Below are 14,273 nucleotides of genomic sequence, written 5' to 3' on the forward strand. Positions count from 1 at the left end.
AGCGCTGGTCGCTCATCGCATGAGGTCGGTGCAGGTCGAGCGGAATCACAAGCGACTCCGTCGGAGGGAGGATGAGACTCGTCGGTTCGACTCCGACAGTTGTCCCGGTCAGCATTGCCCGGTCTCCGGGTTGACGGTCATCTTCCCGCACACCGATCCGCCCTCGGGCGCCTCGTCGACGACCGAGGAGGTGACGCTCGTCCAGCGCACCGCCGTGCCCGCCGGTACGCCGTCCTGGTCGCGGAGGAGGACCTCGCGATCGCCGATGAACGTGCCGGTATCGGGGTCGATGATGATGTCCACCCGGGTGCCCCACGCGTCCTCGACGCGGCCGATCGCGACCCCCGTGCGGCCGTCAAGGGTAGCTTGATCGCTGATGAACGTGACGCCCGGGATCATGGCCGCAGCCTTGTACATCGCGGCGCGCAGGTCGGCGGGCACGTTCCCGGCACGGAGACGGTCGGCCATGTACACGAGAGCCTCGGTGTCGGGCGAGGGACCGGAGCCGAAGGTGACACGGTAGATGTAGTTGAGCAGTCGATACGGGTCACGCGGAAGCTGGTCCAGATCGGCAAACCCCGCCCCGGCGTCACCCCCGTAGAACGCGCCCCCAGGTGCCCGGAGAAGATCCCCAGCCTCGAATGAACCTGACGAGGAGGACACGGCTTCCCACCACGCGTTCGCCACCTGCTCGGACTCCGGACCGAATGTCGCCGCGATGGATTGCGGACCGCGGACCCACACCCAGTCATCGGAGGGATCTGCGGGGTGGTAGAGAGTGTCATCGGACGCGTACTGGTACGACGCAACAACATCACCGATACCTCCGCTTGAGAGGTGTACGCCCCTGGTGTTGACCCTCAGATATTGGCCGGGCTGCACCGCGGGATCGACTGAGGTGATCGCGGCGGCGCTCGCCTCGTCGAGCACGGCGGCGGCAGCGGCATCCGCCCCACCACGCCAGCCAGCGAGGCCGACCACGTCCGTCAGCACGAGCCCCGCCACCAGTGCCGCGGCGCCGACCGTACTGAGTCCGCCGATCGCAAAGCGTCGGGCGCGTCTCGGTCGGCGCGACGTGCTGATGTGCGGCTGGGCGGAGCCGGAGGCTGCGGCCAGGAGCGCCGCCCTGCCCCGGTGCAACGTCGACTCCGGCGGTTCGGTCTCGCTACGCGTGTTGCGCAGCAGCGTCAACTCGTCCATGTTCCTTCTCCAGTTCGGGATCGTTGGTGCCGGCCGCGGTCCGCAGGATGCGGCGGGCACGATTCAGGCGTGAGCGGACGGTGCCGATCGGCACGTCGAGAGCGCGTGCGATGCCCGCGTAGTCGAGGTCGCCCCAGGCGTACAGCAGCAGGGTGTCGCGGTCGGACGCGGGCAGGCCACGCAGCGCCGAAGCCAAGCGCCGCGTGAGCCGCGCCGCGTCCAACCGCGCGCCCGCCTGCTCGATCATGTCGGGCGAGAGCTGCGCCGCGAGATCCGCGACCATGCCCTTCCATGCCCGCGCTTCCAGCCGCACATGCTTATGCATCAAGCGGGTGGCGATCCCGAACAGCCAGGGGCGAGCATCGACGATCGCGAGTCGTACGCTGCTCTCTTCTCGAAGGCGACGAGGAACGTCTCCGACATCACGTCCTCGGCGCTGCCCTCTCCCAGCCGCTGCGCCGCGTAGCGGTAGATCGCCGGCGCATGTCGATCGAAGAGCAACGCGAACGCACCCGGCTCATCCGCCGAACGTTCGATCACCTCGTTGTCTGTGCTCACGTCTGTATTGCTCATTCCTCCCGTTCGAGTTCACGATCCACCACCTCGACCCCGATCTGATGACACGACGTGCCGGTGCGGACAACGCGACGATAGCCGCCGACGGTGCGAGCACAGCGAGCGGAAGCAAGCGCCCGAGCGGGCACGCCGAGTCGGGGAGGAGACGGAGGGATTCGCGCGCTCGGTCTCACCCTTGAGTAGCTGCAACCATGCGCCGAGCAACTCACAGTGAGCAGAACGCTCAGCAGAATCCCGCAGAACCGCAAGATTGCTCAACGCCAACCACATCGAAAACGTGGCAGAAATGGCAGATTTCGTGGCAGAAGCGAAGAAAAATAGCCTCTGATCGGGGCTTTTTAGAGCGGAGACGGAGGGATTTGAACCCTCGGTCCCCTTAAAGGGGACTCCACCTTAGCAGGGTGGTGCACTAGGCCTGACTATGCGACGTCTCCAGTCACCCGCGAACGGGTGCACCCGTCCATGATACCCGATCTCGTCAGCCGGCATTTCCAGCGGAGCACCGTCGGTCGGCGGCGGTCTGCCCGGGGATGTTCGATCCGAGCTCCACGGGTCCGGCGCTCTCCTCGGGCGTCGGTGCCGCGCCGTCCTCCGGGGCCGGGGCCGTGCCCTCCGGGGGCGCGACGTTCTCCTCGGGCGGCGGAGCCTGCTCGCCCTCTCCGGTGCCGCCCTGCGCCTCGTCCTCGGAGACCGATCCGGTTCCCTCGGCGGTCACCTGGATGGGCACGTTCGCGTTGATGGCCTCGAACAGCTGCGTGGCGGATTCCTCGTCGGGGATGCGGCGGTTGGCGTCGGCCGGATCGACGAACACGGGGTACTGCACGAAGACGAAGTCCTGGTACTGCACGTCCTTCACGGCGAGCGCGAGCTGCGCGAGGTAGATGGGGTCGGCCAGCGCCGGGGTCTTCTCGATGTTCTCGACCACGGCGCGCGCCAGGTTGTAGACGGTGCCCATGTTGCCCAGCACCTCGGGGCTCACGACCTTGTTCACGAGGGCCGACATGAACACCTGCTGGTTGCTGATGCGGGCGATGTCGCTGCCGTCGTCGACTCCGGCGCGGGTCCGCAGGAACGCCAGCGCGCGGTCTCCGCTGATCGTGTTCTCGCCGGCCTCGAAGTACGCGCCTGCCTTGGGATCGTGGATCCCGCCCGCCACGCACACGGTGACGCCCCCGATCGCGTTGGTGATGTCGATCACCCCGCCCCAGGTCACGCTCGCGGCGTGGTCGATCGTCTGGCCGGTGAGCTCCTCGACGGCGCTCACGGTGCAGCTGAGCCCGCCGTAGGAGTACGCGGCGTTGATCATCTCGCGCCCGTCGCCGCCGACGTTGCCCTCTTCGTCCTCGCAGCGCGGGATGTAGGTGACGAGGTCGCGCGGAAAGCTCACCACGGTGACGCGACGCGGCTCGGGCGAGATGTGCATGAGCATGAGCACGTCGCTGCGCGCACTGTCGAGCTCCAGCCCGTTCTCGCCGTAGTCGTCGGGATCATCGGAGCAGCGATTGCCCATGATCTCCTGGTGCTCCCAGTCGCACACGTCGAGGCCGGCGAGCAGGATGTTGAAGCCGCGGTTGTCGAGCTCGGCGATCGCGGGAGCCTCGGTCTGGCCGTCGAGGTCGACGGTGTTCTCCGACGCGAACGTGGAGGTGAGGTCGTAGACGATGTAGCCGATCACGCCGAGGCCCGCGACGAGCACGGTGGACAGGGCGATGGCGACGAACGCGAGCGCCTGGCGCGCAGGGTTGGACTTCGGCAGCTGCCCGTGGCGCGCCACGGTCCGTCGCGCGTGGCGCTTCGACGACTCGCTCATCCGATCCCTTTCGTGGCGGAGGGTGTGGGATTCGAACCCACGGGACATTGCTGCCCACTGGTTTTCAAGACCAGATCCTTCGGCCGCTCGGACAACCCTCCCAGGCGTCTCCGCCGGGCACCGAGTCTAGTAGACGGATCCGGCGGCCATTCTCCCGTCGCGATCTGGGGGAAGTCTGTACGACGGGCCGCGATTCGCGCGGAATTCACCGGGCGCACGGCAGCGGATCCGCTCCGATCCGGGCGCACGGGAGACCCCGCGATCGGCCCGTTCAGGCGAGGCCGAGCGTCTGGAATGCCGTCGCGACGCCGCCGTCCTCGACGTCGTCGGTGATGTCGGTCGCCTCGTGGCTGACCTCTTCGGGCGCCTGGCCCATGGCGAAGGCGCGGCCGCCGTTCTCGGCCGCCCAGCGGAACATCCCGATGTCGTTGCGGCCGTCGCCGATCACGACGACGTCGGCGGCGGCGAAGCCCGTCAGCTCGCACACCCGCGCCAGCGCGGTGCTCTTGTCGACGCCCTTGGGCGCGATGTCGAGCCAGGCCGTCCAGCCCACCGCGTACGAGACCTGGTTGAGGCCCATCCTGTCGACCATCTCGACGAAGTCGGCCTCGGTGTGCTCGGGCGAGACGACGACGACGCGCGAGACCATGAGGCCCTTCATGTCGGCCAGGTCGACCTGCTTCGCGTTCGCGCGGTGCAGGCCCCAGTCGTCGACGTAGTGCGTGTAGAGGCGCGACCCGTCGGGCAGCTCGACGAGGTAGTTGGCGTCGGGCAGGTGCGTCTCGAGCAGCTCGATCACGTCGGTGCAGTCGAACTGCTCGGTGAAGTGCCGGATGTAGCCGGAGTCGGACGCGTCGTCGCGGATCAGGATGGCGGCGCCGTTCGAGCAGACGACGTACTCGGGCTGGATGTCGAGGCCGCGCAGCACGTGCGAGGTCGCCTCCCAGCTGCGGCCCGTGGCGAGGGTGACGAGGTGCCCGCCCGCGACGGCCGCGTGCACGGCGTCGACGACGCCCGGGCTGAACGTCTCGTCCTCGAGGAGGACCGTCCCGTCGATGTCCAGGGCCACAAGACGACGGGTTGCAGAGCTCATGCCGCCAGTCTATGGGGAGCCCCGGACGCGCCGGTTCCGGGCTCTCGGACGCGTCGGTTCGGTGCTCTCGGCCGCCGCAGGCGTGCTTACGCGATGGGCTCGAGCACCTCGAGGCCACCCATGTACGGCACGAGCGGGGCGGGCACCTTCACCGATCCGTCGGGCTGCTGGTGCGTCTCGAGCAGCGCGACGATCCACCGCGTGGTGGCGAGCGTGCCGTTCAGCGTGGCCACGTGCTCGGTGCGGCCGCCCTCCTCGGGGCGGTGGCGCACGTCGAGCCGGCGGGCCTGGTACGTGGTGCAGTTGGAGGTGGAGGTGAGCTCGCGGTACGCGCCCTGCGTGGGCACCCACGCCTCGGTGTCGTACTTGCGGGCGGCGCTGGATCCGAGATCCCCCGCGGCCACGTCGATAACGCGGTAGGCGAGGCCGAGCGACTGCAGCACGCGCTCCTCGAGCGCGAGCAGGCGCTCGTGCTCGGCCTCGGCATCCTCGGGCGTGGTGTACGAGAACATCTCGAGCTTGTTGAACTGGTGCACGCGGATGATGCCGCGGGTGTCCTTGCCGTGCGATCCGGCCTCGCGGCGGTAGCACGTGGACCAGCCGGCGTAGCGGACGGGGCCCTTCGACAGGTCGATGATCTCGCCCTTGTGGTAGCCGGCGAGCGCGACCTCGCTCGTGCCGACCAGGTACATGTCGTCCTCTTCGAGGTGGTAGATCTCGTCGGCGTGCGCGCCGAGGAAGCCCGTGCCGGCCATGATGTCGGGCCGCACGAGCGTGGGCGTGATCATGGGCGTGAAGTCCTGCTCGAGCGCCACGCTGAGCGCGTAGTTCATGAGCGCGAGCTCGAGCCGCGCGCCCACGCCCTTGAGGAAGTAGAACCGGGCGCCCGAGACCTTGGCGCCGCGCTCCATGTCGATGGCGCCGAGCTTCTCGCCGAGCGCGAGGTGGTCGAGCGGCCCGTCGGGGAACTCGGCGGGATCGAAGGTGCGGATCTCGCCGACCTCGCGCAGCGTGACGAAGTCGTCCTCGCCGCCCTCCGGAACGCCGTCGATCACGACGTTCTCGATAAGCGCCATCGCCTTCGCGAACGCCTCCTCCGCCTCGTTCGCGGCCTGCTGGGCATCCTTGACCTTGGCGGCGAGCTCCTTGGCCTGCGCGACGAGCGCGGGCTTGGCGTCCTTGGGCGCCTGCGCCACCGTCTTGCCGAACGCGTTCTGCTCGGCGCGCAGCTCTTCGAAGGCCGTCAGCGCGGCGCGGCGGGCCTTCTCTGCCTCCACCGCCTGCTCGACCGTCTCGGGCGAGTGCCCGCGCGCCACCTGGGAGCGGATGACGAGGTCGGGGTTCTCACGCAGAAGGGCCGGATCGATCACGCGTCAAGTCTAGGGCGCGGGCCGGTGCGGAGGTGGCGGGGCCGGTTCCGGAGAACACGGTTCCAAAGGTCGCAGGTTCGCGAGGAGATCCCGGTTCCCGAGGAGATGCCGGTTCCCGAGGAGATGCCGGTTCCCGAGGACGGATCAGGATGGATCCGTCCTCTCAAACCGGGATCCCCTCTCGATCGGTGGCCCGGCGGGCGGCCGCGGCTACTCCCGCTCCCCCGCGCCGGGCGCGTGGTCGTCGGGCAGGGGCTCGCGGTCGTCGGTCGGCGTTCCCCCGTCGTCGGCGTCCACCGGCGCGTGCTCCCCGTCCACCGGATCCTCGCCGGCCGGCAGCTCGGAGTCCTCGCCGATGACCGGATCCTCACCGAGGGGCAGTTCCGGATCCTCGCTGACGCGGTCGTTCGCGAGATCGCGGCGGTCGTCGTTGTGCGTCATGTCGTACCTCCTTGTTCGCCTGCCAGCCTCGCGCCGCCGCGGGCGCATCGGGAGGGCATTGACGCGGGCGCGCGGATGCGGCATCGGCGGAGTGTGCGCCGACGACAGCGACCCTGCGCTCAGTTCGAGGGTCCCCGTGCGCAATGCGATGAGCTGCTCGATGCGCCCCCAGGGCACGTGGCGTCGGAGGGCCGCGCATTGCGAGGCGTTCCGCGGTCCGGCGGCGTCGATGTCGTCGATCGCGGCGCTCAGGATCGCGGGGTTCTCTCCCAGCGCCTCGGCGAGCCAGAGCAGGCCGGCCACGCACTGGAAGCGCTGGTAGAACCGCCGTGCGTCACCGCCGTGGTTCTGGCGCCCGTACGCTCCGGGGCCGTTGTACTCGGCGAGCCAGCCCTGGAGGTGCTGCTTCTGGTTCTCGTACCAGGCGCGCGGGTTCCGCGACGACTGCGTGCAGTCGGCGCGGAGCATCTCGAAGGCATCGGTGATCGGCTGGCGTGCCGGCAGCGGCTCGATGACGCGCAGCAGTTCGGCAGGGCTCATCCCGGCACGCTCAGGCTGCGTGCGCACGCAGGTACTCCTCGAAGACCGCCTCGAACTCGCTCTCCGTGACGATCGGGATGCCGTGCTTGGCGGCGGTCTTCGCCTTGCCCGACTGGCTCGCCGGATCGGCTGCGACGAGCACCGCGCAGTTCTTGGTCACGCTGCCCGTGATGAAGCCGGCGTCGGCGATCGCGCGCGCCCACTCCTCGCGCGGGCGGCTCATCGCACCGGTGAACACGACGCGGCAGCCCGGCGAGAGCTGGAAGCGCGCCCCGGTGGGGCTCGCCTCGGAGGCGGCCGTGGGGCGGTGCGCCGCCGGGATGTCGCCGGGCGCAGGGAGCGTGCCGGCCGGCGACGAGGCGATCTGGGGCTTCTCGGCCGGCAGGCTCGGGAGCGGAAGATCGAGGAGCGTCGCGATCCGCGCCAGCTCCTCCCGTTCCGACCCCGTCACCTGCCCGTCCGCGGCCGCCTCGGCGATGGCCGCATCGAGGTAGCGGGCGTGGAGTTCGGGCAGCCGGTGCGATCCGAGTTCCGCGACCTCGGCGATCGCCGCGAGGCGCCAGTACTCCGCGGCCGAGATGAGGCCGTCCTCGAGCACCTCGGCGAGCAGCTCGAGGTAGACCGCGGCGGCCGGATCCGCGCCATCGGTCGGCGCGGACACGCGCTGCCACAGCGGCGCGTCGGTCGCGTCGTCCCACCTCGTCTCGGCCGCCCGGATCGCACGCCCGAGCGCGACCGCGCGGGACGGCGCGGACGGGGCGAGCGGGAAGATCGCCTGGCTGGTCTCGATGTCCCACAGCGGGTTCTCGCGCTCCGTGCGCAGCAGCGAGCTGAGGACGCCGGCCGCGGCGCGTGCGTCGTCGAGCGCCGCGTGCGTGACGGCGTGCGGGAGTCCGAGCACGGCGCACACGTCGGCGAGCTTGGCGGCTCCGTACGAGCGGCGCGACCAGAGCATCGTGCACAGCGCGGCGTAGGCGGCGTCGATCTCGTGCTTGTGCGCCGACAGCTCGGCGCGCAGGAAGCGCACGTCGAACGCCTGGTTGTGCGCGACGACCGTGCGCCCGCCGAGGAGCGAGACGAGGTGGCCGGCGATGTCGCCGAAGGTCGGCGCGTCAGCGACGTCCCTCGCGTGGATCCCGTGGACGTGGGTCGGACCGACGTCGCGCTGCGGATTGACGAGCGTCGTCCACTCGTGCTCGACCCTCGCCTCGTCATCGAGCAGCACCACACCCACCTCGACGACGCGGTCGCCGCGCTGCGGCGAGAACCCGGTGGTCTCGAAGTCGATGACGGCGTACGACATGCTCGGTTCCTCTCGACAGGATGAGGCGCACCCAGACGGGCGCAGCGACATGCTGGCAGATGCCGCCGACATCACACCACAACTGCCCGGGCAGGGTTGCCAGTCAGGACAGCGGCGGATCGCCCGATGGCGCACTCGATCGTGCGGACGCCACCGTGACGCCGGCCACCGTGACGCCGGCGGCTGCGGCGTCAGCTTCGACAGAGTCGACGAATCGCACGGCGGGCTCGGGCTGGTCGACGATCGTGCGCCCTGTGGGGCTGATCCACTCGAGCTCGCCGTCCTCTCGCTGGCGCACGCGCCACGGCGAGTTGTGCTTGAGCACGTGGTGTCCGCGGCAGAGCACGCCGAGGTTCGCGACGCTCGTGCGCCCGCCTTCCGCGAAGGCGACCGTGTGGTCGATGTCGCATCGCCTGGCCGGCAGCCGGCACCCCGGGAACCTGCAGTGCTCGTCGCGCGCGTGCAGGAACCGGCGCTGCGCCGCCGTGGGCAGATAGTGGTCGGCGGCGCGCAGCGCGCCCGTGTCGGGATCGCGGAACAGCCGCTCCCATCCCGGGGCCGACGCCGCGAGCCGGCGGGCGGTGTCGGAGTCGATCGGGCCGTACCCCGCGAGGAACGCGGCATCCTCTCCGATCCCGATGACCGTGCGCACCGGGATCGTCACCTGGACCGTGCCGCGGATGCCGTCGAGCGCGTTCGCTCCGGTGGCGTCGTGCGCAACGTGCGCCTGCGGGGCTCCCGACAGGAGAAGGTCGACGGCGATGTCGGCCCGAAGCTGATCGAGGGTGCGCGCATCGGATGCCGCGCCCGAGGGCTCGGCGGCCTCACCGCGGGACGAGTCGACGGCGGCCGCTCCGGCAGACGCGAGCCCCTCGGGTGCGGCATCCGCACCGCCAGCGCCCCTCGTTGCTGCGCGCTTCACGGACTTCGCCATCTGCGTCAGCCGGTTGTGCGCACCCTGCACCAGCGGGGCGGAGGCCACGAGGCACAGCTCGGCCATACCGTCCTCCAGGGGGCGCACGAACACGCCCCGCTGCTGACGCGCCTCGCGATGCCGCTCGTCCAGGGCAACCGGCTGTGCCGCCTCCGCGAAGCGCCGGCACGCCTCTCGCGCGGCTGCCACGGTGCCCGACTTCGCCGCGGGGATCGCCTGCTCCTCGTAGGCGGCGCGGGACGCGTCGTCGCCGAGCCGCAGCCCCTCGTCGACGATCACCGACGCATGCCGACGCGACAGGTCGCCGGCGTCCATCGCCGCGAGCGTCGCCGGGAACCGCTCGCGCAGCGTCCACGACTCGCTCATCCGCGCCATCATCGTGCGCTGCCCGACGCCCGAGACCGCGGCGATCTCGGCGGCAGCCGACCGCATCGGCAGGTCATCCGAGACGCCCGGAGCCGACCTCGCCTGCTGCGCCATCACGTCGTCGACGAGCAGCGCCAGCAGCCGCGCCTTCCGCGCCTCCAGCCGATTGATCTCCTGCTCGATCCGGGCCACCGAGCCGATGAGCACACGCGCGCGCTCCCGCTCCCCCGGGGTGGGGAACCAGGATGAGACCGTGGGCGTCGACATACCCCCATCGTCCCACCGACCACCGACACTTTCGAAGGAATCTTCGAGCCTGTGGATAACCCGTCAGCGACCTCCTGCATCGGCGGCGTCCGACCCGCGCGATACCGTGACGGGATGGAACACCCCGCCACCGAGAGCGCCCTCGTCGCCGATCCGCTGCGGGCCGTGGACTGGCCCATCCGCACCGAGCGCCTGCTGCTGCGCCGCGTGACGCCGGCCGACATCGACGCGATGTGGGCGTTCCGCCGGCTGCCCGAGGTGGGCATGTGGATCGGCGGCGCGCCCGACACCCTCGACGGGCACCGCGCGCGCATGCGCCGCAACAGCCCGTCGCTGGTCTCGATCGTCCTCCCCGAGGAGGGCACCGTGATCGGCGACCTCATGATCAAGGTCGAGGACGCGTGGGCGCAGGCCGAGGTGGTCGCGCAGGCGCGCGGCGTGCAGGCCGAGATCGGCTGGACCCTCGACCCCGCCTTCCAGGGCCGGGGCTACGCCACCGAGGCCGTGCGCGCCGCGATCGGCCTCTGCTTCGGCCCGCTCAGCCTGCGCCGCGTGACCGCGAACTGCTTCGCGACCAACGAGCCCTCGTGGCGCCTCATGGAGCGCCTCGGCATGCGCCGCGAGGCCCACACCGTGCGCGACAGCCTGCACCGCTCCGGGGAGTGGATGGACGGGCTCACGTACGCGCTGCTGGCCGAGGAGTGGCGGGGGTAGTCAGAGCCTCCAGTTCTCCGGCGCCGACACCGCATAGTCCGCTACGCCGATCTCTTTGAAGTGCTCGGCCGCTGCCCTGATCTTGGCGTTCTCGCTCGGCCGGCGCTTCGCCGGGTCGAGCGTGCTCTTCGTCTCGCGGATCATGTAGATCCGGTCCTCGCCATCCTCCTGCTTGATGATCGCCCAGTCGGGGTTGTACGGCCCCACGGGCGTATCGACCTTGAAGGCGGGCGGAAGCTTGAGGAAGAGCTTGACGTCCTCGCGCGAGTCGAGCAGTCGGGCGAACTCCTCTTCGGGCCCCGAGTCGAACACGACGTGATCGAAGTCGGTCTTGGCCGTATTCGCGACTTTGTAGAGGTTGTCGGCGAAGTACTCCTTCTCCTTGGCGCCGTCGGCCTGCAGCTCGCGCAGCTCGTAGACGAATCCGCCGATCTTCTCGTACTGGATGCCGTTGGTGACGATGTGCTCGAGAACTGTTGTGATCTGCCGTTTGAGCATCGCGATCACGTCGTTCGGGTTCGCGAGGAACTCCTGAAGTCGGCCGCTCTTCAGCAGGATGTCGACGATCGTGCGTCGCGTGAGAGAGGTCGCCTCCTGCAGCTCCTTGATGATGTCCGGAAGGTCGTAGCTGCCCTGCAACTCAGCCGAGCGCGTGCCGAGCTGCTCGCCCTTTGCCCCTCCTCGAAGCACCCGCACGGCGGAGCGCGTCACCTCGATGCGCAGCGGCTCGATCGGCGGCTGCTGCGAGATCGCCGCGACACACTGGTTGATGAGGTCATCCCTGTCCACCGTGACGCGGTAGGTCGTGCGCTGCGCGATGGTCTCCCAGAAGCGCTCGAACTCCTCTGTGTTGTAGAGCGCCTTGTTGAAGGTGCGCTGCACCCGCTTGCTCACCGGCTTGATGTACGTGCCGATGTTCGCCTTCGCGACGCGCTCGATGATCTCGCCCTCATACTCGATGAAGACGTCGGGCAGGTTGAGGCTGAAGTCGACGGTGTGCGGCTGGAACTTCTGCGTCACGTGCCCCTTGGCGTCGATGAAGCGCTCCTTGGCGAGGTGCTCCCACACCGACACGGACCGCTCGTAACCGAATAGCTCGTCGGTTGCGGCGCCGTCCGCGCCGCGGAGGAGGATCTTCGAGAACTCGTTCTTCCGCACGCGGCCGATCTCGACGCCCTCCTTCTCGAACTCGGTCTGCAGGTTCTTCGCGAACTGCTGTACCGACTCATTGGCGATGACGGTGAGCGTCGCGATGCTGCGGTCAGCGACCCGCACGTAGCCGGTGTCGGTCTTCGCCACCGGCAGCCGCAGGCCGCGGCCGAGGGTCTGACGCCGCTCGGTCTCGGCGCCCATCTCACGCAGGGTGCAGATCTGGAACACGTTGGGGTTGTCCCAGCCCTCCCGCAACGCGGAATGGCTGAAGATGAAGCGGACAGGCTGGTTCTCGTCGAGCAGCCCTTCCTTGTCGCGCATGATCAGCTCGTAAGCGTCGTCATCCTTCGCGGTGGAGCCAGTAGTGTCGCCGAAAACGCCTTTGCGGATCTGCGAGAAGTACGCGCGACGCACCTCGCGCGCCTCGTACGGCATGAGCTCCTGATACCGGGCGTTCTTGGCGCGCTCCTCGGCGTAGACCTCGTCGAACCAGCGCACGATCTCGCCGTTCGCGTCGTCGTTGTTCGTGCCGTCACCGAGGAAGCTGGCAACCTTGTCGACGAAGAAGAGGCTGAGCACCTTGATGCCGCGGCCGCGCAGCAGAGCGGTCTTGTGCAGGTGCTCGCGCACCGTCTCGCGGATCATCTCCTTGTAGATCGCATCGTTCGCTCCACCGACGCTCTCACCCTCGTAGAGCGACGCATGCGTGAGCTCGACGAAGGGCGGATCGGTGCGGATCTCCATCACGCGCCACCCCTCGTAGACCGGGTTGTTGGTGACGCCCTCGGCGGAGAGCTCCTGCTTCTGGCGCACGTTGACGGCACGTCGCTCGAGGGAGCCGTCGGCTTTGCGACATGCCAACTCGAGTCGCGCCGACCAGGGATCGGTCTTGACGCCGAGCAATTTGACGTACGCCTTCGCATCCGCGCCCATCTGGTGTGCATCAGCGACCGCGATCTGCTTCACGAGCCCGAGGTCGTGCGCGTCGACCGGGTCGAGCCGGTAGACGACGTTGCGCTTCGTCTTGTGCGTCGCGCTGTACCGCAGCGTGAAGGCGGGGTCGAGATCGCCGACCGCAGACTGCGAGAGCTTCGACTCCATGTTCTGCGGCTCGTCCATGATGACAATGGGACTCGTCGCACTGAGGTAGTCGATCGGGCGCAAGCCGTTCAGCTTGTCACGCGTCTGGCGGATGATGCGGGTGTTCGCGTTGCCGCGGATCGCGTCGATCGTCATGACGAGGATCTGCACGTTCGTCGCGGTGGCGAACGCCTGCACCTCCTCGGCGTTCTTGCCGCTATACACCGAGGCGTCGAACGTGATGCCGTGCGGCTTGTAGAGCGACTCGAAGTGGCCGCGCATGAGCCGGATGCTCGTGTTCACGCCCTCGCGGATCGCGACGCTGGGCACGAGGATCACGAACTTCGTGAACCGGTAGTTCTTCGCGAGCTCGAAGATCGTGCGCAGGTAGACGTAGGTCTTGCCCGTGCCGGTCTCCATCTCGATGTCGAAGTCGAGCGCCTTCGGGTCGTGCAGCGCAGGCGAGACTGCGAGGCCGTTGCGATCCTGCACGCGCTGCAGGTTCGCAAGGATCGTGTCGCGGTCGAGCACGAGGCTGTTGCCGATCGCCCCGACCTCCTCCCGCACGAGCAATCCCTGTCCGGTCTCCGTGTGCGCGGCGCCACGCAGCGCGCGCTCGAGTTTGTCGCCGTCCGCCGGCTGCCCGTCGAAGAGGTCGACGACGGAGGCGATCGCCTCAAGCTGGTACTTCTGGCTGGCGTCGAACTGGAAGCTCATCACGCCGTCCAGAACTGGATGCTCTTGCTCTTGCAGAGCTGAGCGGTGTTTGTCTTGAGCTCGTCGTCTCCCTGGAACGCGTCTTCGAGCACGATGAGCCGCTCGGGCAGCTCGTCGGCGACCGCACGCAGCTGATCGAGAGTCGGCTTCACGTGCTCGTTCAGGTACGCGAGCACGATGCCGTCATTCACCGAGCGCAGCTCGAGCCCGGCGATCTCGACGGACGCGATCTTCTCCGTGAGCGAGAAGCCCTGCTTGAGCAGCAGTTCGGTGAGCAGGTCATCGGCGGTGGCATCGTCGTTCGCGCTGTCACGCAGCTCGAAGAGGTGCTGCTCGAGCGTGTTGAGATCGGCGTCGCTCGAGACACGCCACTTGGCGAAGTTGGTGTCGGCGAGGCGGTAGGCGCGGAAGCCGACATCGATGGAGCTGTCAACACCCCCCAGCACCTGAGCGTCCTGGAGACGACGGCCCGCTGCGTCGAGGCGGAACCGAGCGATCTCCGAGACTGACGCGAACCGCGCGCCCCCCGCTCGCGTCCCCGGGTTCGTCGGCTCGGGTAGCTGCACCTGAATGAAACGCCGCCGCGCACCATCAGCCGCATTCAATGCCATAACCGGCTCTTCGGACATTCGGTGGGGGGTGAGGCTCGCCGGGTGAGTTCGGGCGGGTAGGGGTCGAGGTCCCCGAGGATCAGTAGCGCCAACTGCTGC

At 69.0% G+C, this 14,273-nt stretch carries 12 protein-coding genes and 2 tRNA genes; 1 reads left to right on the forward strand and 13 read right to left on the reverse strand.

Annotated elements, in window-relative coordinates; translation table 11 throughout:
• Window positions 1–108: 108 nt before the first annotated feature.
• The 11 genes from ACWDR7_RS03580 to ACWDR7_RS03630 all read right to left on the reverse strand — a co-directional run bounded on the left by ACWDR7_RS03580 (window position 109) and on the right by ACWDR7_RS03630 (window position 9,900).
• Window positions 109–1,200, reverse strand: a complete 1,092-nt coding sequence (locus ACWDR7_RS03580; protein ID WP_449853557.1) for a CU044_5270 family protein — start codon at window positions 1,198–1,200, stop codon at window positions 109–111.
• Window positions 1,166–1,525, reverse strand: a complete 360-nt coding sequence (locus ACWDR7_RS03585; protein WP_449853558.1) for an RNA polymerase sigma factor — start codon at window positions 1,523–1,525, stop codon at window positions 1,166–1,168. The genes ACWDR7_RS03580 and ACWDR7_RS03585 overlap by 35 nt, the downstream gene beginning before the upstream one ends.
• Window positions 1,525–1,758, reverse strand: coding sequence for an RNA polymerase sigma factor (locus ACWDR7_RS03590; protein WP_449853559.1), 234 nt, complete (start codon window positions 1,756–1,758; stop codon window positions 1,525–1,527). The genes ACWDR7_RS03585 and ACWDR7_RS03590 overlap by 1 nt, the downstream gene beginning before the upstream one ends.
• A gap of 362 nt (window positions 1,759–2,120) precedes the next feature.
• Window positions 2,121–2,210 (reverse strand) — tRNA-Ser (locus ACWDR7_RS03595).
• 44 nt (window positions 2,211–2,254) lie between these two features.
• Entirely contained in the window at window positions 2,255–3,586 is a 1,332-nt protein-coding gene (locus tag ACWDR7_RS03600) for an LCP family protein (protein WP_449853560.1), read from the reverse strand.
• Between the two features lie 13 nt (window positions 3,587–3,599).
• Window positions 3,600–3,687: transfer RNA gene (locus ACWDR7_RS03605), tRNA-Ser, on the reverse strand.
• 170 nt (window positions 3,688–3,857) lie between these two features.
• On the reverse strand, window positions 3,858–4,679 hold the full coding sequence (locus ACWDR7_RS03610; protein WP_449853561.1) for an HAD family hydrolase: 822 nt from the start codon (window positions 4,677–4,679) through the stop codon (window positions 3,858–3,860).
• Window positions 4,680–4,765: 86 nt separating this feature from the next.
• Window positions 4,766–6,049, reverse strand: a complete 1,284-nt coding sequence (gene serS / locus ACWDR7_RS03615; RefSeq protein WP_449853562.1) for a serine--tRNA ligase — start codon at window positions 6,047–6,049, stop codon at window positions 4,766–4,768.
• Window positions 6,050–6,259: 210 nt separating this feature from the next.
• Window positions 6,260–7,030, reverse strand: coding sequence for a hypothetical protein (locus tag ACWDR7_RS03620; RefSeq protein ID WP_449853563.1), 771 nt, complete (start codon window positions 7,028–7,030; stop codon window positions 6,260–6,262).
• Window positions 7,031–7,040: 10 nt separating this feature from the next.
• Window positions 7,041–8,333, reverse strand: a complete 1,293-nt coding sequence (locus tag ACWDR7_RS03625) for an exonuclease domain-containing protein (RefSeq protein WP_449853564.1) — start codon at window positions 8,331–8,333, stop codon at window positions 7,041–7,043.
• Window positions 8,334–8,436: 103 nt separating this feature from the next.
• Complete coding sequence (locus ACWDR7_RS03630) at window positions 8,437–9,900, reverse strand: DUF222 domain-containing protein (RefSeq protein WP_449853565.1); 1,464 nt, start codon at window positions 9,898–9,900, stop codon at window positions 8,437–8,439.
• 114 nt (window positions 9,901–10,014) lie between these two features.
• Between ACWDR7_RS03630 and ACWDR7_RS03635 the strand changes: the two genes are divergently transcribed.
• The gene (locus ACWDR7_RS03635) at window positions 10,015–10,614 is read left to right on the forward strand and encodes a GNAT family N-acetyltransferase (RefSeq protein ID WP_449853566.1); all 600 of its coding nucleotides are present in this window, start codon (window positions 10,015–10,017) and stop codon (window positions 10,612–10,614) included.
• Here the strand turns inward: ACWDR7_RS03635 and ACWDR7_RS03640 are convergent, their stop codons facing one another.
• Complete coding sequence (locus ACWDR7_RS03640) at window positions 10,615–13,563, reverse strand: restriction endonuclease (RefSeq protein WP_449853567.1); 2,949 nt, start codon at window positions 13,561–13,563, stop codon at window positions 10,615–10,617.
• On the reverse strand, window positions 13,563–14,192 hold the full coding sequence (locus ACWDR7_RS03645) for a hypothetical protein (protein WP_449853568.1): 630 nt from the start codon (window positions 14,190–14,192) through the stop codon (window positions 13,563–13,565). Before ACWDR7_RS03645 ends, ACWDR7_RS03640 begins: the two co-directional genes overlap by 1 nt.
• Between the last annotated feature and the right edge of the window lie 81 nt (window positions 14,193–14,273).

This window comes from Microbacterium sp. NPDC003461, assembly GCF_053588335.1.

Coding starts and splice junctions, on each gene's coding strand:
- ACWDR7_RS03640 (WP_449853567.1), bottom strand. CDS start 13,563: ATGAGCTTCCAGTTCGACGCCAGCCAGAAGTACCAGCTTGAGGCGATC.
- ACWDR7_RS03635 (WP_449853566.1), top strand. CDS start 10,015: ATGGAACACCCCGCCACCGAGAGCGCCCTCGTCGCCGATCCGCTGCGG.
- ACWDR7_RS03645 (WP_449853568.1), bottom strand. CDS start 14,192: ATGTCCGAAGAGCCGGTTATGGCATTGAATGCGGCTGATGGTGCGCGG.
- ACWDR7_RS03585 (WP_449853558.1), bottom strand. CDS start 1,525: ATGCATAAGCATGTGCGGCTGGAAGCGCGGGCATGGAAGGGCATGGTC.
- ACWDR7_RS03610 (WP_449853561.1), bottom strand. CDS start 4,679: ATGAGCTCTGCAACCCGTCGTCTTGTGGCCCTGGACATCGACGGGACG.
- ACWDR7_RS03630 (WP_449853565.1), bottom strand. CDS start 9,900: ATGTCGACGCCCACGGTCTCATCCTGGTTCCCCACCCCGGGGGAGCGG.
- ACWDR7_RS03600 (WP_449853560.1), bottom strand. CDS start 3,586: ATGAGCGAGTCGTCGAAGCGCCACGCGCGACGGACCGTGGCGCGCCAC.
- ACWDR7_RS03625 (WP_449853564.1), bottom strand. CDS start 8,333: ATGTCGTACGCCGTCATCGACTTCGAGACCACCGGGTTCTCGCCGCAG.
- ACWDR7_RS03580 (WP_449853557.1), bottom strand. CDS start 1,200: ATGGACGAGTTGACGCTGCTGCGCAACACGCGTAGCGAGACCGAACCG.
- ACWDR7_RS03620 (WP_449853563.1), bottom strand. CDS start 7,030: ATGAGCCCTGCCGAACTGCTGCGCGTCATCGAGCCGCTGCCGGCACGC.